20 protein-coding genes are annotated in these 21196 nt (G+C 70.2%); 11 read left to right on the forward strand and 9 right to left on the reverse strand.

Annotated features, from left to right (window positions below):
* Positions 1–29: 29 nt before the first annotated feature.
* Both ABD481_RS00885 and ABD481_RS00890 read left to right on the forward strand, forming a co-directional pair.
* Entirely contained in the window at positions 30–437 is a 408-nt protein-coding gene (locus ABD481_RS00885; protein ID WP_344663506.1) for an STAS domain-containing protein, read from the forward strand.
* A gap of 16 nt (positions 438–453) precedes the next feature.
* On the forward strand, positions 454–948 hold the full coding sequence (locus tag ABD481_RS00890; protein ID WP_344663507.1) for an ATP-binding protein: 495 nt from the start codon (positions 454–456) through the stop codon (positions 946–948).
* 103 nt (positions 949–1051) lie between these two features.
* Here the strand turns inward: ABD481_RS00890 and ABD481_RS00895 are convergent, their stop codons facing one another.
* Together ABD481_RS00895 and ABD481_RS00900 are read right to left on the reverse strand one after the other, a co-directional pair.
* Positions 1052–2356, reverse strand: a complete 1305-nt coding sequence (locus ABD481_RS00895) for a PP2C family protein-serine/threonine phosphatase (RefSeq protein ID WP_344663508.1) — start codon at positions 2354–2356, stop codon at positions 1052–1054.
* Positions 2353–4044 carry a sensor histidine kinase gene (locus ABD481_RS00900; protein ID WP_344663509.1) on the reverse strand — a complete coding sequence of 564 codons (1692 nt, stop codon included), beginning with the start codon at positions 4042–4044 and terminating at the stop codon, positions 2353–2355. Before ABD481_RS00900 ends, ABD481_RS00895 begins: the two co-directional genes overlap by 4 nt.
* Before the next feature lie 185 nt (positions 4045–4229).
* On the opposite strand from ABD481_RS00900, the gene ABD481_RS00905 reads away from it, so the two are divergent.
* Entirely contained in the window at positions 4230–4598 is a 369-nt protein-coding gene (locus tag ABD481_RS00905) for a hypothetical protein (protein ID WP_344663510.1), read from the forward strand.
* A complete protein-coding gene (locus ABD481_RS00910) occupies positions 4595–5041 on the forward strand; it encodes a response regulator (protein WP_344663511.1) in 447 nt (148 codons plus the stop codon). The genes ABD481_RS00905 and ABD481_RS00910 overlap by 4 nt, the downstream gene beginning before the upstream one ends.
* A gap of 113 nt (positions 5042–5154) precedes the next feature.
* On the opposite strand, the gene ABD481_RS00915 is transcribed toward ABD481_RS00910, so the two are convergent.
* Together ABD481_RS00915 and ABD481_RS00920 are read right to left on the reverse strand one after the other, a co-directional pair.
* On the reverse strand, positions 5155–5889 hold the full coding sequence (locus ABD481_RS00915) for an Hsp20 family protein (RefSeq protein ID WP_344663512.1): 735 nt from the start codon (positions 5887–5889) through the stop codon (positions 5155–5157).
* 96 nt (positions 5890–5985) lie between these two features.
* A complete protein-coding gene (locus tag ABD481_RS00920; protein WP_344663513.1) occupies positions 5986–6888 on the reverse strand; it encodes a diacylglycerol/lipid kinase family protein in 903 nt (300 codons plus the stop codon).
* Between the two features lie 72 nt (positions 6889–6960).
* On the opposite strand from ABD481_RS00920, the gene ABD481_RS00925 reads away from it, so the two are divergent.
* From ABD481_RS00925 to ABD481_RS00945, 5 genes are all read left to right on the forward strand, one after another.
* A complete protein-coding gene (locus tag ABD481_RS00925) occupies positions 6961–7902 on the forward strand; it encodes a YihY/virulence factor BrkB family protein (protein WP_344663514.1) in 942 nt (313 codons plus the stop codon).
* 238 nt (positions 7903–8140) lie between these two features.
* Positions 8141–9223 (forward strand): aKG-HExxH-type peptide beta-hydroxylase, encoded by a 1083-nt coding sequence (locus ABD481_RS00930; protein WP_344663515.1) that lies wholly within the window; start codon positions 8141–8143, stop codon positions 9221–9223.
* 44 nt (positions 9224–9267) lie between these two features.
* Complete coding sequence (locus ABD481_RS00935; protein ID WP_344663516.1) at positions 9268–9612, forward strand: PqqD family protein; 345 nt, start codon at positions 9268–9270, stop codon at positions 9610–9612.
* Between the two features lie 35 nt (positions 9613–9647).
* Positions 9648–9869, forward strand: coding sequence for a hypothetical protein (locus tag ABD481_RS00940; protein WP_344663517.1), 222 nt, complete (start codon positions 9648–9650; stop codon positions 9867–9869).
* A 173-nt stretch (positions 9870–10042) separates the two neighbouring features.
* On the forward strand, positions 10043–10597 hold the full coding sequence (locus ABD481_RS00945; protein WP_344663518.1) for a hypothetical protein: 555 nt from the start codon (positions 10043–10045) through the stop codon (positions 10595–10597).
* Between the two features lie 18 nt (positions 10598–10615).
* Here ABD481_RS00945 and ABD481_RS00950 read toward each other — a convergent pair whose 3' ends face one another.
* Positions 10616–13531, reverse strand: a complete 2916-nt coding sequence (locus ABD481_RS00950; RefSeq protein ID WP_344663519.1) for an ATP-binding protein — start codon at positions 13529–13531, stop codon at positions 10616–10618.
* Between the two features lie 248 nt (positions 13532–13779).
* On the opposite strand from ABD481_RS00950, the gene ABD481_RS00955 reads away from it, so the two are divergent.
* On the forward strand, positions 13780–14679 hold the full coding sequence (locus ABD481_RS00955) for an AfsR/SARP family transcriptional regulator (RefSeq protein WP_344663520.1): 900 nt from the start codon (positions 13780–13782) through the stop codon (positions 14677–14679).
* Positions 14680–14804: 125 nt separating this feature from the next.
* On the forward strand, positions 14805–15857 hold the full coding sequence (locus ABD481_RS00960) for a LacI family DNA-binding transcriptional regulator (RefSeq protein ID WP_344663521.1): 1053 nt from the start codon (positions 14805–14807) through the stop codon (positions 15855–15857).
* A gap of 67 nt (positions 15858–15924) precedes the next feature.
* Here ABD481_RS00960 and ABD481_RS00965 read toward each other — a convergent pair whose 3' ends face one another.
* The 4 genes from ABD481_RS00965 to ABD481_RS00980 form a co-directional block, all read right to left on the reverse strand.
* Positions 15925–16818, reverse strand: a complete 894-nt coding sequence (locus ABD481_RS00965; protein WP_425559083.1) for a carbohydrate ABC transporter permease — start codon at positions 16816–16818, stop codon at positions 15925–15927.
* The gene (locus ABD481_RS00970) at positions 16815–17651 is read right to left on the reverse strand and encodes a carbohydrate ABC transporter permease (protein ID WP_425559090.1); all 837 of its coding nucleotides are present in this window, start codon (positions 17649–17651) and stop codon (positions 16815–16817) included. Before ABD481_RS00970 ends, ABD481_RS00965 begins: the two co-directional genes overlap by 4 nt.
* Before the next feature lie 310 nt (positions 17652–17961).
* Entirely contained in the window at positions 17962–19248 is a 1287-nt protein-coding gene (locus ABD481_RS00975; RefSeq protein ID WP_344663523.1) for an ABC transporter substrate-binding protein, read from the reverse strand.
* A 541-nt stretch (positions 19249–19789) separates the two neighbouring features.
* Entirely contained in the window at positions 19790–20803 is a 1014-nt protein-coding gene (locus ABD481_RS00980) for an ROK family protein (protein ID WP_344663524.1), read from the reverse strand.
* Between the last annotated feature and the right edge of the window lie 393 nt (positions 20804–21196).

The following is a 21196-nucleotide window of genomic DNA, read 5'->3' on the forward strand; positions in this document are numbered from 1 at the left end:
ATGAATCCGGACGGAAAGGTGTCTGGTGTATGGCTGAGGACGAGCGCCTCGAAAGCCACGATAGCGGCATGGTCCTGGTCGCGATTCCCGGGCGCCTGACGGCCACCCTTGAGCGCACGCCCGCGGACCAGGCCTGGTGCCGGCTGCGGGGCGACGTCGACTGGGCCGCCGTGGAGGCCCTGCGGCCGGCGTTGGAGGAGGTCATCGACTCCGGCGTCTCGCCGCTGGTCGTCGATCTCCGGGCGGTGGAGTTCTTCGACTCCTCCGGCCTCAACCTGCTCCTGACGCTCCGGACCCGGGCCGAGTCGGCGGGCCTCGCCCTGGAACTGGCGTCGCTGTCGCCGGCCGTGACGCGGGTGTTCGAGATCACCGGCGCCGGCGCGATCTTCGTCATCCGGGAGCCAGCTCGGCCGAACGACTCCCAGGGCAGGACGTGAGGGCCGCGGGCGGCTGGTGCGCCGAACCGAGCAGTGGTACGCCGATATGGACGGCACCGGGTTGCCCGAGGTCGCCGTCATGACGGGCAACGACCGGCGCACCGAGCTCCGGCTGCCGCTGACCGGGGTCCAGGAACCCATCGGCCGCGGCCGCGACTTCGTCCGCGAGGCCCTGGCCGCCTGGCAGCGGCCGGCGGTACCCGCCGCCGCGGCGCCTTCCGCGGCTTCCGACGCCGTGCTGGTCGTCTCGGAGCTGCTGACCAACGCCTGCCTGCACGGCAAGGGTCCGCGGGAGCTCGTCGTCCTGCTGTCCGACGCGGTCCTGCGGGTGGAGGTGAGCGACTTCGAGGCGTCCGCCCCGGAGCTGCGCTCGCCGCACCGGCCGGGGGTGATCGGCGGGCACGGGCTGTACATCGTCGCGAAGCTGACCGACCGGTGGGGCGTGGAGCAGCTCGCCGAAGGCAAGAAGGTGTGGGTGGAGTTCGACGCGGCCCGGTTCGCCGCCGGGTAGTCGTCGGCGGGGCGGGACATCCGGGGTATTCGGTGCATTCGGCGCATTAGGGATTTTCGGGATATTCGGGATGTACCGGGCCTGTGAGGCCTCCGGGACGCCGTCATGGCCGCCCTCCGCTCCGGACCCGGTGCTCGATCGAGGCGCCGGCGGTCCGGCGATGGGACGCGCCGGCCGCGCGCACCGGCCCGTTTCCGGCGCCGCCCCGCTGCACAGCGTGATCCCACGCGATGTGCAGCATGGCGATGTCGTCGGCGTGCCGGCCGGCATCCAGGGTCCGCACCACCGTGATCAGGTGGTCCAGAAAGGGACTCGCCGCCAGCGCGGGGGCGGTGGCGATGATGTCGACGAGCCCGGCCTCGCCGAGCCGGCGGCGGCCGGGGCCGTCGTGGCCCTCGATCAGGCCGTCGGTGTAGAGCAGCAGCGCGTTGGCGTCGGCGAGGTCGATCACGCTGGGGTGCCAGATCCGCTGGCCCGGGGCCAGGCCCAGGGCGGCGCCGTGCCGGGCCGACACCGGTTCGGCCTTCTCGGCCGTCATCAGCAGGGGTTCGTGATGGCCGGCGAGGAACAGCGTCGCCGAGGCGGCGGCCAGGTCGATCGAGATCGTCGCGCAGGTCGCGAAGACCTCCGGGCGCGAGCGTTCGGCGACCAGGACCTGCTCCAGGAGATCGAGCAGCTCGACGTCGCGGTGGCCGGCGAGCACCAGGGTCCGCCAGGCGATCCGCAGGCACACGCCCAGCGCGGCCTCGTCGGGACCGTGGCCGCAGACGTCGCCGATGATCGCGTGCACGATGCCGTCGGCGGTCTCGACGATGTCCAGGAAGTCGCCGCCGAGCAGCGCCTGTTCCCGGCTGGGCAGATAGCGCGTGGTGGCGGTGACCGCCGAGCTGGTGAGCAGCGGAGCGGGCAGCAGGCCGCGTTCCAGGCGGACGTTCTCCTCGGCGCGGACGCGTTTCTCGATGAGTTCGGCGTTGGCGCGCTCGGCGTGCTTCCGGTTGACGGCATAGCGCAGTGCGCGCTGCAGCATGTCGGCGTCGACTTGACCTTTGACCAGGTAGTCCTGGGCACCGTTGGCCATGGCCGGGACGCCGCTGCCGAATTCGGCCATGCCGGTCAGCACGATGATGGCGGCGTCCGGGTCCGCGGCCTGGACCGCGCGCATGAAGGGCAGGCCGGACGCGTCGGGGAGGTTGAGATCCAGCAGGACGCAGTCCGTGCGCCCGCCGCGCAGCAGCTTCAGGGCGTCGGCGAGCGTCGTCGCCCACAGCAGGGTGTGGCGCAGCCCGGTGTCGGCCAGCATCTCCCGGACCAGGAGGGCGTCGCCGCCGTCGTCCTCGACCAGGAGGATCCGGTAGTCGTCGTCGGAGGCGTCGTGCAGAAGGCGGTCGTCATCGAGTGGGACGCTCATACTTCCCTGCTCTCTTCCCTGCTTTCGACCAAGGTGCCGGCGAGGAGATCCGACGTTTCGCCGTCGAGGGCCGCCCCGGAGGGCAGCGTGAAGACGATCCGTGTTCCGGGCGCGTACTCGGGGTCGACCGCGATCCGGCCGCCGTGGAACTCCACGATCTTGCGGCAGACGGCCAGTCCGATGCCGTTGCCCGGGTAGGCGTCCCGGGGGTGCAGGCGCTGGAAGATGGTGAAGACCCGGTCGGTGTATTCGCTGCCGATCCCGATGCCGTTGTCCGACACCGCCACGGTCCACATGCCTTCGGCACCGTCCCCGTCTTCGGCCCCGACTCCGCCTTCGTCCCCGTCGCGGGTCCGGGTCGCCGAGACGTGCACGCGCGACGGACGAGCAGGGTCGCGGAACTTGATGGCGTTGCCCACCAGGTTCTGGAAAAGCATGCCCAGCTGGGTCGCGTTACCGCTGACCACGGGCAGCGCGTCGTGCGTGACCTCGGCTCCGGACTCGCTCACCGCGATGCTCAGGGAGTCCAGCGCACGGTTGAAGACGGCTTCGAGGTCGACGTCGTCATAGGGCTCCTGCGTCCGGCCGACGCGGGAGAATGCCAAGAGATCCTGGATCAGGGTCTGCATCCGGTTCGCGCCGTCGACGGCGTACTCGATGTACTGGTCGGCGCGTTCATCCAGCTGGCCGCCGTAGCGGCGCTGAAGAAGCTGGCAGAAGCTGGCGACTTTTCGCAGCGGCTCCTGGAGGTCGTGCGAGGCCACGTAGGCGAACTGCTCCAGCTCCGCGTTGGAACGTTGCAGTTCGACGGTCTGCGCGTCGAGCTGGCGGCGGCCCTCGTCCACGGTCATGAGCTCGTCGCGCAGACGCCGCCGCATGCCTTCGACGTCGTCCGCGAGCTGGCGCAGGTCCGCCGGGCCGGTTCCGGCGATCGGGTGGTCGAGGTCGCCGTCGGCGACCTGCCGGGCGTCCGCAGCCAGCTGGGCCAGCGGGCTCGTGACGCCGCGCCGCAGGCCCTCGAAGATCAGGACCGCGACCACGAAGATCACGACGGCGATCGCCGCGAAGACCCAGTCACGCAACGCGTTCACGTTCGTCAGGGCTTGGCGGGCCGCGACTCGCGCGGACTGGAGATGCGCCTGCTGTGCGGCGGTGTCGGCCCGCACGGTGTCGAAAAGCGCCTTGCTCTTGGTGACGCGCTGCGCGGTGAGCGCCTGCACGACATCCGGAGCGGCGGCGGCTGTCGGCCGGGCGAAGTAGGACTGCCAGGCGTCCGCGTCGGCCAGGAGCTTGTCGAGCTCCGCGAGGTTCCTCGGATCGCCGGCGAACAGCTTGCGGAGCTGCGCGGCCGCTGCTTCCTGCTGGGCGAGACCGTCGGTGTACGGCTGAAGGAAATCCGTCCTCCCGGACAGGCCGTAGCCGCGGACGCCGGTCTCCTGGTTGATGAACGCCGTCTCCAGGCGCACCGCCTGGACGAGCGCCGGGGTGTGGCGGTCCACGACGGCGGAGGTGTCGGCGGAGCTGAGGTTGAAGACCCACACGCCTAATGCCCCGAGGATCGACAACACGGCGAGTGTCGAGGCGACCGCGGTCCAGAGCCACTGCCGGGTCGTCAGGTTAAACCGCCCAGGCGCCGGTGCCACGACGACCCGGCCCGCCGGGACCGCGGACTCAGACGAGTTCGGCACCGCGTCCACCCTCCCCTGCGCCCACGCTTAACAAAGACCCTTCCCGGTCCGCCCGCCGTTGCTGGAGATCCCGCACCAGCACACGGCGACCGGCGCCGCAGCCTCGCGGGAGCGGCAGGCACACCATACATCCAACTCGACAACAAGTGTTGTCGAGCCTCAGTCCGGGGGGTTAGGCTGGCAGCATGCCAGGCCCTCCCTTCGTCGTCGTCCTCTCCGAGGAGGAGATCGCGGCACTCGCCGACGCCGCCGTGCAGGATCTGGCGCAGCGTCTGGCGCATCGAGCGTTCCGTCCGTTGTCGGCGGAGTCGAGCCACCCGGACGAGCTGGCCGAGAGCGACGCCCTCGCCCATCTCCATGCCCTGACTCATGTCCGCCGCGCGGTGATCCGCCAAGAGAACGCCGCGGCCGAGCGCGCGGTGCTCGCCGGTGCCGACTACCCCAAGCTCGGGCAGGCCACCAACATCAGCCGGCAGGGCGCCCGGCGCCGCTGGCCCGGACTGGTCACCGCCGCCAAGACCTCGCGCCAACCGTCCGACGAGACCGACTCATGACGACCGGATCCCTGGTGCGCCCGCGCGCCTACGACATCCTGCTCGTCGAGGACGACGCCGCGGACGCGCTTCTCATCAAGGACGCGCTGCTGGAGCGCGGACAGCACGTCATCACCCGGGTCGAGGACGGGGTGGAGGCGCTGCAACGGCTCCAGGACCCGAGGTTCGCACACCCGGACCTCATCGTCATGGATCTGAACATGCCGCGGATGAACGGCCACGAGCTGCTCGCGGTGCTGAAGGCCGACGCCGCGCTCAAGGTTATCCCGGTGGTCGTGCTCAGCACGTCCGACGCGCCGGACGACGTGACGGGCGCGTACGCCCGGCATGCGAACGCGTACGTCGCGAAGCCGTTCAACCTGGACGACTTCACCGCCGCGGTCCACAACATCCATACGTTCTTCTTCGACACCGCCAGCACGGTCCCGCGCACCGAGGGGTGACGAGGAGCGACAGAGCACTGCCGCCGGTCGGCTTTCGCAGTCGACCAGCGGCAAATAGTGGGAGCCCGATCGCGGGCATGGTGGGCTCGGGAGTCAGGCCCGGCCCCCGCGGTTCAGGGGCGGTCGCCCGGCCGATCCGGTCGTGCGGTGTCGGAATCCTGATTGCCCGCGTCGCCCGCCACGATCACCGACTGGCGGTCGCCGGACGGGGTCGCGGAGGTTCCGGACGGGGTCGCTGACGTTCCGGACGGGATCGCGGAGCTTCCGGGTACTCCCGAGTTTCCGGAGCTTCCGGGTGTCCCGGACACTCCGGGCGGTGTCGCCGGCGTTCCGGAGGCGGCGTACGGGGCGGCGGACGGGGTCGCGGGCGTTCCGGACCGACCGCTGATCGTGACCGTCCTGCGCTGTCCGGGGCCGACTCGCGGCACGGTCAAGGTCAGGATCCCGTCAGCGAGATCGGCGTGCACGTTGTCGCGGTCGGCGTCGGCCGGCAGCGAGGTCCGGTACAGGAAGCTTCCCGCGCGATGCGCCAAGTGGCCCGTCCGACCCGCGCCGGCGTCTTCCAGATCGCCGCGGACGCACAGCTGGTGGCCCTCGATCTCGACCTGGATCCGGTCCCGCGGAATGCCGGGCAGCTCCAGGCGGACCCACCAGGCGTCCGCGTTCTCGTCCTCCTCCACGACCGGCGTCCACCTGGGGCCGCGCGAGCCTCCGCCGGGCGACCGGCCGGCCCAGCGGGCGAGGCGGTCGAACAGCTCGTCCAGCTCCGCCGGCGGCGCCCAGGGCAGGCCCCAGCTCGGACCGGATCGTTCTCCGCCGCCGGCGCGGCGGGAAGAGGAATCGTTCATGATGGTGCTCCTTCGCTCGGACGTTCCAGCTTCGGAGGTCTTCGTTTGACCGGGACACCGGCGGTCAAACAAACAGCACCAAGTCAGAACTCGGACTCAGCCGCCGTCGCGGTTCCGGTCCGACCGCACCATCAGGGCCGCGGGCTCCACGACGACGTCGAGCCCGAAACCGTCCGCGAGCGCTTCGCCGTCGGACTCCCGGCGCAGCTCCCGGGAGCCGTTGATGAATATGCGCTGCCCGTGCAGCCGCTGGACGGAACCGCCGTTTCGGCCGCGCTTGCGCAGCAGCCGCGTGGCGACGACCAGCCAGCCGAACAGCGAGCGCGGAGCCAGGATGGCCACCCGCAGCACACCGTCGTCGGCCTGCGCGTCGGGGAACAACGTCAGACTGCCGTGCAGGGCCCCCAAGTTGCCGATGACCACGGCGCGCACATGCCGGTACTGAGTGCTGTGGCCGTCCACCTCGACAGCGATGGTGAATCCCCGGTCGGCCAGGTGCCGGGTCAGCGAGACCAGATAGGCGGGCCAGCCCAGACGCCGCTTGAGCGAGCGCGGGGCGTCCTGCACCATCGCGGCGTCCAGTCCCAGGCCGGCCATGCCGACGACCACGCCTTCGGTCATCCGCCCCACGTCGATCGGGCGGTCGACGCCGTTGAGCGCGATCTCGACCGCCGCCGCCGGGTCCTTCGGGATCCCGAGGTTCCCGGCCACCAGATTCCCCGTCCCGGCCGGGATCACCGCCATCGGCACCCCGGTCCCGGCCAGCACCGCGGCGCAGGCGCTCACCGTCCCGTCACCCCCGCAGACGACCACCAGCCGCGCACCGGCGGCCAGCGCGGCCCGCGTCGCCTCACCGCCGGAGTCGCGCGCGGTGGTCGCGTAGCACCTCGGCGGTGGCTCACCCCGCGCCGCGAGCGCCGCGCGCAGCAGCTCCCGGGGGTCGGTTCCGGGCAGAGTGGCGAGTTTGTCCTCATGGGCGACGACCGCGACGGATTCCATGGTGGCCCGATTGCCCAGGCCGGGAAGCCGAAACCGGCGCATGATCCGTGCCGATCGGGACAGAAGCGAGCCATGTCGACCACGACGAGGGTGCCGCAGACCCGGACCATGTCCGGCGAGGAGTTGTCGGCGGACGACGCCTGGCGGACGTTGCGCCACACCGGAAGCGCCGGACTGGCCAAGGACGCGTTCGTGCGCCTTCGGTACGGCGACGGTTTCAGCCACGCCAGGGCTCTGGCTCTCCAGATGGCGTTGACCGCCATGCCGGGCCTGATCGCCTTGGTGGGTCTGGCGCAGACCGCGCATGACGCCCGGTGGGGCCAGGCTTTGCAGAGGACGATCGAGCGAGTCACACCCGCGGCCAGCCGTGACTCCGTGGAGAAGGCGCTTCAGGGAGCCGGCGACGGCGGAAGCGCGGCCGTGTGGCTGGGCCTGGCCGCCGCGCTGTTGTCGCTGACGGTGGCGATGGGACAGATCGAGCGCGGCGCCAACCGCATCTACGGCGTGCAACGCGATCGGCCGTTCCCCGCCAAGTACGGCGGCGCGCTGTTGCGGGCCGTCCTGGCCGGCGTGCCGATCGCCTGCGGCCTGGCGCTAATGGTGTTCGGCCAGTCCTTTGGCAGTTCCCTGACCGAGGTGTACCGGTGGTCGCCGGGATGGTCGAACGCGTGGAACGTCGCCCGCTGGCCGGTCGGCGTCCTGCTGGCCCTGATCTCGGCCGGCATCCTGTTCCGCAGCGCCCCACGCCGCCGCCAGCCCTCGGCGACCTGGCTGATGTTCGGCGCCGGCGTCTCCCTGGTGCTGTGGCTGGCGCTGACCGCCGCACTGGCGTGGTACATCAACGGCAGCTCGACTTTCAGCACCACCTACGGTCCGCTCACCGCGGTGCTGGCGTTTCTTTTGTGGGCCAATCTGAGTGCGATAGCGCTCTTTTACGGTGTCGCTTTCGCCGCCCAGTTGGAGAGTCGGCGGGCCGGCGTGAAATCGCCGATCACCGCTGATCCCGGGGCGTGAGGCGGCCCCCACATGGGCTAAAACAGGTTTCGGCGCCGCGGTGGGCCGGTCTTCCGGCCCTCACCTGCGAGGGAGCGATCTCGGAACGCCGGAGCCGGACTCGTTCCGAGATGCGCGGACCGGTCGACGGCAGGACGGTTGGGGGTGGTGGAGAATTCTGATCCACCACAATTCGTGCAAATGCGCGGAGATCTGAATCTGCCCTGGAGCGATGATGTCCGCTTGCTATCCAGAAAGCGTGAAGGACCAGATTCGGCAGGGAGCGACGTATTACCCGTCAGATCCGCCTGATGCCTGGGAAGCGTTGCGCAGCGAGGTCGTCTCCCTTCGGCAGAGTGTGATCGCCGATCTGATGTTGCGGTGGTCGGCTTCGGCGCCGCGCGAGACGAGCGTGGTCACGTATCGCGACGACGTCCGCGACCTGCTCGCCATGAACCCGGAGGACCGGCACCGGCTGATGACGCATCCGGCCATGCTGATCTGGCTGCGCCAGGCGGTGGCCAAGTCCTCGTCCGGGATGCGGGCCGGCGGCCCGGGAGTGGACGCGGTCGGTGGTTGGCTCACTGACTTCGCCTCGGTGCGCGACCGGTGCGTGGCCGACGGCGGGCCCGACGGGCTGACGGTGGCCGGCTCGGTGCGGTTGAAGCGCCATGACGTGGATCCGCTGGTCAGCATGGTCTCGTCGCCGACGTACACCTTCCCGACCGGTTCCGGCTCCTCCGCGGAGGAGGAGCGCATGAAGGCGTGCGAGGCGTATCCGCTCGAATTCTTCTCAGGGGTCGCCGATGCCGCGCTCGGGCGGGCGCGAGCGGCGTGGCCCGCGCTGGGGGACATGTTTCCGCGCTTCGTGCACACCGTGGTCCACGTGCCCGACAGCGAGTTCCGCAGCGCTTCGGCCTCGCGGTACACCGGCCTGATCTTCATCGCCGGCGACGACCGGACTCTCCTGGAGGTCGAGGAGTCGCTGATCCACGAGTTCGGCCACCAGGTCCTGTACTGGGTGATGGAGACGGATCCGCTGTTCGAGAACACCGAGAACGGGCCGGACTTCACGTTGCCGTGGTCCGGGTCCGAGCGCGACTACTACGGCTTCTACCACGCGTTCTACATCTACACGCTGCTCGCGCAGTACTACGCACGCGTGGTGCGGTCCCGCCCGGAGACCCGAGCCCCGGCGGCGAAGCGTCTCCACGAGATCGGCTCAGGGCTCGAACTCGCGATCCCGATGATTCTTTCGAGCGGCCGGTTCACACCCGTCGGCGAGGTGTTCACGCAGAACGTCTGCGACAGCGCACGCGCCGTCGTCCAGAGCCTCGACTGAGGCGGAAAGCAGAAGAAACCCATATCCCTGTTGAGGAGAACGCGGTGTCCGCAAGCCAAGAAGAATCGACGTTCACCATCGACGAGAATTCCCGTCTCGACATCCCCAAGGGGGCGATGGTCCAGCACGGACTCGGCATCGAGAGCCTCGACGTCGACGACGAGATGGTCCTCTACGACACCCTGCGCAACCAGAGCTACCGGCTCAACGCGCCGGCGACGGAGATCTGGAAACGCCTCGACCGGGGTCTCGCCTACGAAGCGCTGGTCGCGGACTTCGCCGCCAAGGACGACTCGCCACAAGCCCCGGACGGCGTCGAACAGACCCTGCCGGACTTTCTCACCAAACTTGCCGACCGCGGACTGATCGGCATCAACCAGCCCTCCTGAATCCACTGAAGAACCAGCAAGAGGAGGAGTCCATCATGGCCGCCCAACGCCCCGAGATCACAGATCTGGGTGCTCTCAACAACCTGGGCATCCGAGCAGACGCCGAGCAGCAACAACAGCAGCAGCAACAGCAGCAAGGAACCAAGACCGTGCGTCGGTTCATCAACGCCGACACCTCTCTGCCGCAGGAGGAGGTCGTGGAGAAGCTGACGACAGAGCTTCGACAGACCAACGCGATCAGTCCTCGATCCTCGTAAGCAAGAAGCCGCTGCAAGTCAGGCGCGCGAACAGTTCGCTGCGGCCTGGCTTGCAGCGGCATCATGAGCCCGTGAACCTTCTCCGAAGGGTTGTCCACCCCGCCGGGACGGGCGTACGGCATGAAACTTCCGCCAAGCATCCCCGCGAAGCACTGCCAGGATGGCGGCGATATGTGGAAACCGTCAGGAACCTGGACGTCGCCGGCGTATGGGACGACGTGCCGATCGCGGAGAAGAACACCGTCATAGCCGTGTTGACCTCGCCCGAGTCCACCTATGAGGAGTCGCAGCAGAGATGGGCGGCTGGTGGATTCTGGCATACGAACGGTGAGGACCTCAGCAAAGGGGACGTCGAAAAGTGGCTTCACGGGCTGGCGCCGGCGCTCGCGGAGTGCGGCGTCGAATTGCGAGTCGCGACGGTTGATCCCTGCGAGCTGGGCTCGCCAGGCTACGCAGTGGCCGTGAACGGCAAGACGCTTGAGCTCTACCGCTTCGATCTGGCCGACCCGCGCAGTCCGGCTACGGAAGACCCGTGGCTGGACTGCTCGCTCGTTCCAGCCGCTGAGGTCAACCGCCTGTTGGCAGCGGCCGGCAGCGATCGCCGCCTCGCCCTGATCTGGCCGGGCAGCCAGGACGGGATAGCCGTACTCGGTCCCGAAGGCGCCCTCCGCGCGGCAGCGCCATCAGTCGAGGTCGACGAAGACGGACTGGGCTTCGTGATTCCATAGCGCACAAGGGCAACGCTGCTACTCGCTTTCGAGCGAGGCAACCAGGGCCTGGACGCGCTCGATGTCGAGGCGCATGCCGAGTCGTCGGTAGATCTCCAAGGCCCGACACAAGTGCGCTCGCGCCTGCTCCGGGTCACCAGCGGCGAGGAAGTGCTCGCCGATGCCTTCCAGCGAGATCGCCTCGTCGTCGGGTTTGCTCAGCTCGCGGTTCATCGCGAGGGCCTGCTGGTAGAGGGTGAGGGCGCGCGGGCGGTCGCCAAGGGCGGCGATGGTGGCTGCGTAACGGTTCAGCGCATATGCCTCGTTGCCGCGGTTGCCGAAGCGTCGGTAGATGTGCAGGGCCTGTTCCTGGGCGTCCGCCGCTCCGGGGTAGTCGCCGGTGGAGTACCGCACATGCCCCAGGTCGGTCAGGGCGTAGGCCTGGCCGAGGCGGTGGCCGATCCGGCGGAAGATCTCCAGGGTCCGTTGCTGGGCGTCCGCCGCTCCCGGATAGTCCCCGGTCGCGTGGCGTACTCGGCCCAGGTTGTTCAAGGCGGACGCCTCGCCAAGGCGGTGGCCGATCTGCTGGAAGATCCGCAGGGCCTGTTCCAAGAGCTCTGCCGCCCTCGGGTAGTCCCCGGTCACGCAGCATATGTGCCCCAGGCTGGTCAGGGCATTGGCTTCGCCGAGGCGGTTGCCGAGCTGCTCGTAGATGTCCAGAGCCCGCGCCTGGGCCTCGGCTGCCCCCGGCCACTCCCCCATCAGATCCCGTACATGGCCGAGGTTGGTCAGGACGGTGGCCTCGCCGAGGCGGTTGCCGAGCTGCTCATAGCGGTCCAGGGCCCGCAGCAAGGCCTCCACCGCGCCTGGCAGGTCGCCCATCAGGTCCCGCACATGCCCCAAGTTGGTCAGCGCGTTCGCCTCACCAAGGCGGTTGCCGAGCCGCCCACAGATGTCCAAGGCCCGTTGGAGAACCTCCACCGCGCCAGGCAGGTCCCCGGTCTGATAGCGCACCTGCCCCAGGTCGGTCAGAACGGTGGCTTCCCCGAGCTGATTGCCGAGCTGATTGCCGAGTTGCGGGAGGCGAAGGAGGTCCAGGGCCCGCGCGTAGGTGTCCGAGGCCCCCGCGTAGTCGCCGATCAGACAGCGAATTCGCCCCAGGTTGGTCAAGGCGGTGGCGCGGGCCGCGGGCCGGTCGGGGCCGGCGGCCGTCTCGGCGGCCTGGTGGATTTCCAGGGCGCGGGTCCACGGACCATCGGTGATCAGAATCTCGGCCAGGCCGGCGGCCAGGGCGACGGTGTGGTGGTCCAGGTGGTGTTCGTGAGCATGGGCGCAGGCGGCGTCGAGGTTGCGGTGCTCGCTGCGCAGCCACGTCCGCGCCGCCTCGGGATCGGTCAGGTCGGGGACGTGAGCCGGGGCCGGGCCACCGGGAGCGGAGCGTGGCAGGCGCGCGATCGGGACGGAGGCGCTTTGTGCGACGTGGGCATAGAAGTGCAGAAGCCGGTCGAGGGCATCCTGACGTTGCTCGGAGGTGTCCTCGCTGTCCGCGAGGGCTCGGGCGTGTTCACGCAACAGGTCGTGCATCCGCCAGCGGCCGACCGTCTGCTCAGTGAGCATGCTGTGGTCGGCCAAGAGACTCAGCAGTCTGCCGGCCGTCTTGGGGTCGCAGTCCAGCAGAGCGGCCGCGGCGTGGACGTCGCCGTCAGGACCGGGAATCTGCCCCAGCCGCCGGAACAGGACCCGCGCCCGCTCCGGAAGGTGCCGGTAGGACATGTCGAGCACGGCCGGCAGGCGGCGCCGACCGTCGTCGAAGGCCTCCAACCCGGCCAGGGCCAGGTTCTCGGTCAGGTCGTTCAGCAGATGGTGCGGCGTCCAGGCGGGACGGGCCCGCAGCAGCGCCCCGGAGATCCGCACCGCGAGCGGCAGCCCACCGCTCAGCCGGACGATCCGCGGCACCGCCGGATCGTCCGGGCTCGCGCGGCCGATGCCGGCGGTTCTGCAAAAGAGCTCCACGGCCTCGCCATGCGCCAACACGTCCAACGGCACGGCTTCGGCGTCGTCCAGGGCCTTGAGCCGATTGCGGCTCGTCGCCAGCACCAGACAGCCCGCGGTGCCCGGCAGCAGGGCCCGGACCTGGGCCTCGTCGCGGGCGTCGTCGACCAGCACCAGCGTGCGAGTGCCGGCCAAGCGGTCCCGGTAGGCCGCCGCCCGCGCGTCGGGGTCGGCCGGGATGGCCTCCGGCGCCACTCCCAAGGCCACAAGGGCGGTGCCCTGGACGTCGAAGGCGGTGCGCGCCGGGGTGCCGACGGTGTGGGTGTGCAGCTCCAGAAACAGCGCCCCGTCCGGGAACCGGTCGGCCAGCAAATGCCCGGCATGCACAGCCAGAGCGGTCTTGCCGACTCCGCCCATTCCGTCGATCGCCGAGATCACCACGGCCCCCGGGCCGGGGGCGACGGCGTGCTCGGCCAGGTCCAGGATGGTCCGGACTTCGCCGGCCCGGCCGGTGAACAGGCCGGTGTCGGCGGGAAGCTGCCACGGTCCCCGCGTCGGCCGCGATGCGCCCGCGCGGCTGTCGTTGCGGTTGGCGCGACCGATGCTGTCGGTTTGTGCCGCGGCATGCTGCTCGCGCCGCCGGTTCTCCTCCACCCGGTCGCGGGCACTCGCCAATGCGCGCCGCTCAGCCGGCGCGACACCCAGCACCTCAAGCAGCGCGTCGAACCGGTCGATGGGAGGCAGAGTACGAGCAGTGAAATACTCCGCGATCGCGCTGCGCGACCATCCGGTCTTCTCAGCCAGTTCCTGATACGTCAGGCTGCTGTCCCGCCGCTCGCGCGCATGCCGGCGCCGCAGCGTCCGCAGCAGCTCCGCCAGATCCTCCAGCGACTCCGCCCCGGCCACCGCCTCGGCGAACCGTTCGACCGACAGCAGCGGCCGCTGGTACGGATCAGCGTCCATCACCGCACCCCGTCCATCACCGCACCCCCGCGGTCAGGCATAGACCGACATGTCATGAACCATCGCAGCCTACAGTCTCCCCACCTCGGCCGCGCCCGCGTGCCGGAATCCAGCCATGGCGGTGAGCCGCCGCGGATGTCCGCCGAATTCTGCTCGTTTCCGCCGGGCGCCGACATTGCCCGCGCCCTGTGCGAGTGGTTGTGACGATGAGCGGGGTGGCCTCGGGCCAGCACACGCTTCACGGAACCATGAGCGCAAAGAGGGTGGGCACTGTGGCGATGACGGAGTTCCGGGTTCTCGGCGCCATCGAGACGATGGTCGCCGGTCGGGCGGTGCAGGTCGGGTCGGCCCGGCAACGGGCGGTCCTGGCCGTGCTCCTGGCCGAGGCGAACCGGGTCGTCACCGTCGACCAGGTGATCGACCGGGTGTGGGGCCAGGGCCCGGTGCCGGAGAATCCGCGCCCGACCGTGAGCACCTACATCTCGTTGCTGCGCCGGGCGTTGAACACCACGTCGGGTGTGCACATCGTGCGCCATCCCTCGGGCTACAAGATGGTCCTGGACGAGCGGTGCGTGGACGTGCACCGCTTCCGCGAGCTGCTCACCGCGGCCCGCGCCCAGTCCTCGGACAGCCAGGCAGCTGATTTGCTCCAGGCGGGCCTCGATCTGTGGCGGGGCGAGCCGTACACCGGGATGGAGACCCCGTGGAGCAACGCCGCGCGTCAGAATCTGCTGCTCCAGCGGTACTCGGCCCGCCTGGATCTGACCGACCTGTATCTGCGGCTGGGACGGCACACCGCGCTGGTCGGGGAGCTGACCGACCAGGCAGAGAAGAACGCCCTGGACGAGCGCATCGCCGGCCAGCTCATGCTCGCGCTCTACCGCTGCGGCCGAAAAGCCGACGCCCTGGCCCGCTACCAGCAGACCCGCAGCCGCCTGGCCGCCGAATTGGGCAGCGACCCGGGACCGTCGCTGCGCGATCTCCAGGCTCGGATCCTCAGCGACGACGGGGATCTCGCCGTGGCGATACCGGAGCCGGCGGCGGCCGGACCGGGCCACCGGGCCAGGAAGCAGTGCGTCAACAGCCGCTTCCACCCCGGATGTTCCTGGGTCGCCAGGCTGAATCAACCCGGCTCGCACCTGTCCTGAGCGGCCGCTCGCCGCCCGGGCCCGCTCCCCCGCCGGCCGCTCACGGACAGGTCGTCGGACGTTTGGCTCCGCCCACCGGGTACGATGGCCGAACGCCGGAAGAACCGGGAAGAACTAGGAGCACCGTGACCCGTCGCCCGACCATGAGGGACGTCGCCAACGCCGCCGGGGTGAGCCTGATGACGGTCTCCCGGGTCGTGTCCGGCGAGCCGCGGGTCGCGCCGGAGACGATCGCCAAGGTCGAGAAGGCGGTCCGGGAGCTGGGCTACCAGCGCGACGACATCGCCCGGAACCTGCGGACCAAGGACCGGACCAGCGCCACCATCGGCCTGGTCCTGGACGATCTGGCGAACCCCTTCTTCGCCACGATGGCCCGCGCGGTCGAGGACGAGGCGCGGCGCCGGGGCTACCTGGTGCTGGTCGGCAGCACCAACGACGAGCTGGAGCGCGAGCGCGACATGGTGTCGGCGTTCTGCGCGCACCACGTCGACGGGCTCATCGTGGTGCCCACCGCCGGCAGCCACACGTTCCTGCGCGCCCGGATGAAAAGCGGCACGAAGGTCGTGTGCGTGGACCGCCCCGCCAAGGGGCTGGACGTCGACACGGTCACGGTCGACAACCAGGAGGCCGCCTTCCGGGCCGTGACCCAGCTGCTGGACCACGGGCACACGCGGATCGCGTTCCTGGGCGACCAGCACGACATCTGGACCCAGCAGGAACGCTTCGCCGGCTACCTCCGCGCGCTGGCCTCCCGGGGCATTGCCAAGGAGCCGGACCTGATCCGGCACGGCCTGCGGGCCAAGACCGACGCGCACACCGCGGTGCTGTCCGTGATGGGCCTGCCGGCCCCGCCGACCGCGTTGTTCACCAGCAACGACCTCATCACCACCGGGGTGGTGGAGGGGCTCGGGCAGCTGCGCCAGGCCGGGCAGCCCGGCACCGGGTCGGTGGCGCTGATCGGGTTCGACGACGTGGCCCTGGCCGACCAGCTCCAGCCCCCGCTGACCGTGGTGAGCCAGGACCCGGCCGCCATCGGCACGACGGCGGCGAACCTGCTGTTCGCCCGGATCGCGGGCGACGAGTCGCCGCCGCGCTCCGTCGTCCTGCTGACCCGCGTGGTCACCCGGGGATCCGGCGAACTGCGGCCGGTCGCCGAGGACGCCGCGCCGCGGCCCTGAGCGGCGGACCCCCGACCCCGGGCCGCCGCCGCATCAGCTCTTGAGCCGCATCAGCTCTTGAGCCGCCTCAGTTCTTGACCGACCCCGCCATGAGGCCGCCGATGAACCAGCGCCCCAGCAGGATGTAGACGACCAGCGTCGGCAGGGACGTGATGAGCGCCCCGGCCATGCTGGCCGCGTAGTCCGGGGACTGCGCCCCGGCCAGCGCGTTCAAGGCGATGGTGATCGGCCCGTTCCGGGTGTTGGACAGGAAGATCGCGAACAGGTAGTCGTTCCACGCCGAGGTGAACTGCCAGATGATCGTCACCACGAAGCCGGGTGCCGAGAGCCGCAGGATGATCGACCAGAAGGTGCGCAGCATCCCCGCGCCGTCCACCCGCGCGGCCTCGATGACTTCCTCGGGGACCGTGGTCGCGTAGTAGTTGCGCAGGATCAGCGTGCAGATGGGAATCCCGTACACGCAGTGCACGAATATCAGGGTGGGAATGCCCGGGGTGATCCCGATGTTCTGCACGATCTGGCGCAGCGGGATCATCACCGCCTGGTAGGGCACGAACATGCCGAACAGGATCAGCGTGAAGACCAGGTCGGCGCCGGGGAACCGCCAGCGGGACAGCACGAATCCGTTGGCCGAGCCGATCAGCGACGAGATCAGGGCCACCGGGATCGCCATCTGGAACGTCCGCCCGAAGGACGGCCCCAGCGCCCGCCAGGCCTTGTCCCAGCTCGCGGTCGTCCAGTGCTTCGGCAGGTTCCACTGCCCGGTGACGCCGATCTCCGACCCCGACTTGAAGCTGGTGACCACCAGGACGTAGACCGGCATGAGCACGACGAGCACGGACAGGATCAGCAGCGTGTACTTGGCGGTGTGCGCCGAGACGGCGCGGGCGCCGGTACGCCGGCCGGGCGGCCTGGCGTGGTTCGCGGCCCGGGCACTCCGAGTCAGGTCGGTGGCGGTCATCGGGCCTTCTCCACTCGGTACACATGGATCAAGTACGGGACGATCAGGACGGCGACGAACAGCAGCAGGATCACCGAGATGGCGGCGGCCTTGGCGTAGTCGCTGGTCAGCAGGGTCTGCCAGATGTAGACCGAGGGGACCTCGGTGAGCCACTGGGCCCCGGACACCGACATGATCAGGTCGAACATCTTCATCGACACGTGGCCGGTGATGATCAGCGCGGACAGCGCGACCGGCGTCAGCTGCGGGAACAGCACGTGCCGGTAGAGCTGGTAGGTGCTGGCGCCGTCGACGGTCGCGGCCTCCTTGAGCTCGGCGGGGATGCCGCGGAAGCCGGCCAGGAACAGCGCCATGATGTAGCCGGAGAGCTGCCAGATGGCCGGCAGCGCCATGGCCGCCATGCCCCAGTCGGGGTTCGTCCACCAGTCGTTCTGGAGGAACGACAGGTGCAGGTCCCCGAAGATGGCGTTGATGCCGCCGGCCGCCGATCCCTTCCCCGGGTTCATGAGCCAGCGCCACACCACCCCGGAGGCCGCGAACGAGACCGCCATCGGGAACAGGTAGACGGCCCGGAAGAACCCCTCGCCCCGGGCCCGGCGCTCCAGCAGGAAGGCCCAGAGGAAGCCGAGCAGCAGGGTGCCGCCGATGAAGGCGACGGTGAAGACGGCGAGGTTCCACAGCGAGTGGGTGAAGCGTCCGCCGATGTCCTGGGTGAACAGGTCGGTGTAGTTGGACAGGCCCGCGAAGCCCTTGGACGGCAACGCATTATGACGGTTCTGGAAGGACAGGTTCACAGTCCAACCGATGAGGCCGTACACGAGTACGGCCAACAGTATCAACGAAGGCGAGATGAGCAGCAGGCCCGGAAGCCATCGCCTTGTTCGGTAACGCACTGCCAACCTCCGGTTCGCGGAAATCCCACCCGTGGCGTTCCGGGGCGGGGTGGTGGTTCGGCCGCCCGTCCGCGAGCCACGCACCGCGCGGGCTCGGCAGGGGGTACGGCAGCGCCGAGCCGGCGGATGCCACGGCGGCGCCGGGCCGGCGGATGCGGCGGGTGGCGGGTGCGCCGGACCGGAGCCCGTCGCACCCGCCGTGGATCACTCGTGGATCACTCAGGATCCTGACTCGGACTGCTCCGGCCCGCTACTTCTTGGGCGCGAACTGGGCCGCGGCCGCGGCCAGCGAGCTCTGCAGGGCCGAGACGTTCTGGTCGGTCGAGAACTTGCCCTGGGCCGAGGCGACAGCCCCCTGCCAGCCCTGGGAGCAGGCCGAACCGTGCGGGCAGGACGGCACCGCCGTGTCCACCTTCCAGTCGGCCATGGCAGCCTGCTGGTACGCCGGGTAGTCCGCCGGGCTGGCGTCGGTGCGGGCCGGGATCGAGCCCTTCTTGGTGTTGAAGGCCTTCTGCCCGTCGGCGCTGCCCACGGTCTTCAGCCAGCACTTCGTGCCGTCGGCGTTCTTGGCGCCCTTCGGCAGGACGAAGGAGTCCGCGAGCCACTGGTAGGTGTTCCCGTTGCCCGGGAAGACCTGGTAGCCGTAGTCCTTGAAGCCCTTGGTGTCCAGGTCGGCGGCTTCCCAGTCACCCATCAGCTGGTAGCCGGCCTTGCCCTCCATGATGAGCTTCTCGGCGTCGGTCCAGTCGTAGGTGTCGCGGTCGCTGTTGGTGTAGGACAGCAGCTTCTTGTAGTCGTTGATGCCCTGGGTGACCGCGGCGCCCTTCCAGTCGGTCGTGCCGTTCCACAGGCCGGTGAACTGGGCCGGGCCGAGGTCGCTGATCAGGACCGCCTCGAACAGCATCTCCTGGGTCCAGTCCTTGCCCAGGGCCAGCGGCGTCTGGACGCCCTTGGCCTTCAGCTTGTCCAGGTCGGCGAGGAAGTCGGCCATCGTCGTCGGGGCCGTGGTGATGCCGGCGCCGCTGACGACGGTCTTGTTCGACCACAGGACGTTGGCCCGGTGGATGTTGGCCGGCACCGAGTAGATCTTGCCGCCCACCGAGATGTTGTCCAGCAGGCCCTTCGGGAAGGCGGTGTCCAGGCCCCACTCCTTGTACTCCGCGCTCAGGTCCTCGATCTGACCGGCGTTGATGTAGTCCGAGAGCTCCGCGCCGGCGTGGGCCTGGAACGTGTCCGGCGGGTCGCCCTGCTGGAGGCGGGAGGCCAGGACCTGCTTGGCGTTGGCGCCGGCGCCGCCGGCCACCGCGCCGTTGACGAACTTGTCGCCGGTGCACGCGGTGTTGAAGACGCCCACCAGGCCGTCCAGCCCGGCCTTCTCACCGCCGTCGGCCCACCAGGTGAAGACCTCCACGCTCTTGGAGCCGCCCCCGGCGCTGCCACCACTGCTGCCGCTGCCACTGCTGCTGCTGCCGCACGCCGCGGCCAGGAAGGCCACGGCGCCGCAAACGGCCACCGCGGCTTGTCGCGAAAAGCGCATTACCTCTCCGTTCATTGCCATCGTTGTCTGTCGTGGAAGCGCGCCGGCCGACAACAGCAGAGTGCTGACATGCCGGGGATGGAGCGGGTTCTGCGACGGCGCCGTTGCGGGCGCTACCGGACCAGGTGTGGAATCGACGACCCGCGCTCGCGCAGGCTGTCGGAGGTGGACCGCCACCAGCCCCGCCGGTACTCGGCGAAAATGATAACGTTCACACAGATGCATTGTGTCGGCCGGTTCTCGTTCTCCGCAAGAGGTGTTTCGAGCTGCCGGGGCACCGTGGCCGGATCGTGATAACGTTCGCAAGACAGGACGGGATTTAGCGTCTCGCAAGAGGTCAATGCGGACAACCTGCCGCAACCCCGTGCCGACCCCTCAGTAAACCCTGCGCGAACCCCGCCGCAAACCCCCGCCGACCCGGTCGGGCCGACGGCCACCGCACCAGCCGGCGCAGCCTGCGACCCGATCCCCGACCACGGCTTCTGCCGCCACTGGCACCAGTGGCCCGGCGCCCCGGCCGCCCGGCCGCCCGGCCGCCCGGCTACGAGCTCACCAGCGAGGCGGTGACTTCGCTGATGGCGTACCGGTCCGGCTCGTGCACGGCCGCCGCGGCGCCGATCAGGCTGGCCCGCGCGCCCAGTCCGGCCGGCACCACTTCGAGGCCGGCCAGGAACGTCAGTGACAGGTATCTGCCCAGCGACCGTCGCAGCGGGTCCATCAGCACCGGCCCGGCGGCGGCCACCCCGCCCCCGATGATCACCCGGCGCAGGTCGCAGGTCGCCGCCGCGGCCGCGATCATCGCGGCCAGGGCGCCGGCCCCGCGTTCGAAAGCCAGCACCGCGGCCGGCTCTCCGCGGCGGGCCGCCTCGGCCAGCGCCTCGCCGTCGGGCCGCGCGTCCGTCCGCCAACCGCTACGGACCGCGAACGCCACCATCGACGGCCCGCTCGCGTACGCCTCCGGGCATCCGATGCCCCCGCAGGGGCACGGATCGCCGTCCATCACCACCGGCGCGTGGCCGACGTGACCCGCGTTGCCCGACGCCCCGCCGTGCAGCCGGCCGCGCAGCACCAGGCCGCCGCCGACCCCGGTGGACACCACGATGGCCAGCAGGTCCTCGAAACCCTGCCCGGCCCCGACCCAGTGTTCTCCGGCGGCGGCCGCCAAGCCGTCGCCGAGCAGCCGCGCGGGACGGCCGGGGACCAGCGCGGCCATGCGCTTGAGCAGCGGCAGGCCCCGCAACTCGGGGATGTTCACGGGCGCGACCGTTCCGGACGCCAGATCGATCGGCCCCGCCGAGCTGATTCCCAGCCCGGACACCTCCGCCAGGCCCACCGGGCCGACGGCCTCGATCACCAGCCGCTCCATCCCGGCCAGCAGGTCGGCGTGCCCACCGCGGGTGGCCATCGTGGCCGAGCCCAGGATCTCGCCGCGGTCGGAGACCAGGGCCGCGGCGGTCTTGGTCCCCCCGATGTCGAGCGCGACCGCCGGCGATCCCCGGCCGCCGCGCGGCCCGGCGACCTCCGGACCCCGCTCCCGTCCAGCCCTGTGCCCCATGTACACCAGCCTTCCTGCGTGAACCCCACCGAGCTGCCGAGCGCAGCACACGACGACCCGGCCGGGGCGCCGGATCAGCCCCCCGCCCTGATGATAACGTTCACAAATCTATGAGGGAAGATCGCAGTCTGAGCAGGGAATTCAGCATCCTGAAGGAACTGTTTCCGGCCTGTTTCCACTGATAACGTTCCCACGTCTGATCGACGCCCTGGCGAGGTCGGAGCTCGGGCTCCGGACCCGCCGCCGGCAGGGGCGCCCATGGTCACCGGGCGTTGCGCCGGGCCTGGCGCCGGGCCCGTCGCAGGACACTGTCGACCGGTGCGGCGCGCTGGGTAGCGGGCCGGTGTGGCAGGCCGGTGTGGCGGATCGGGTGTGGCGGGCCGGGTCGCGGGC

It is taken from the genome of Catenulispora yoronensis (assembly GCF_039531695.1).
GTDB classification, from domain to species: domain Bacteria; phylum Actinomycetota; class Actinomycetes; order Streptomycetales; family Catenulisporaceae; genus Catenulispora; species Catenulispora yoronensis.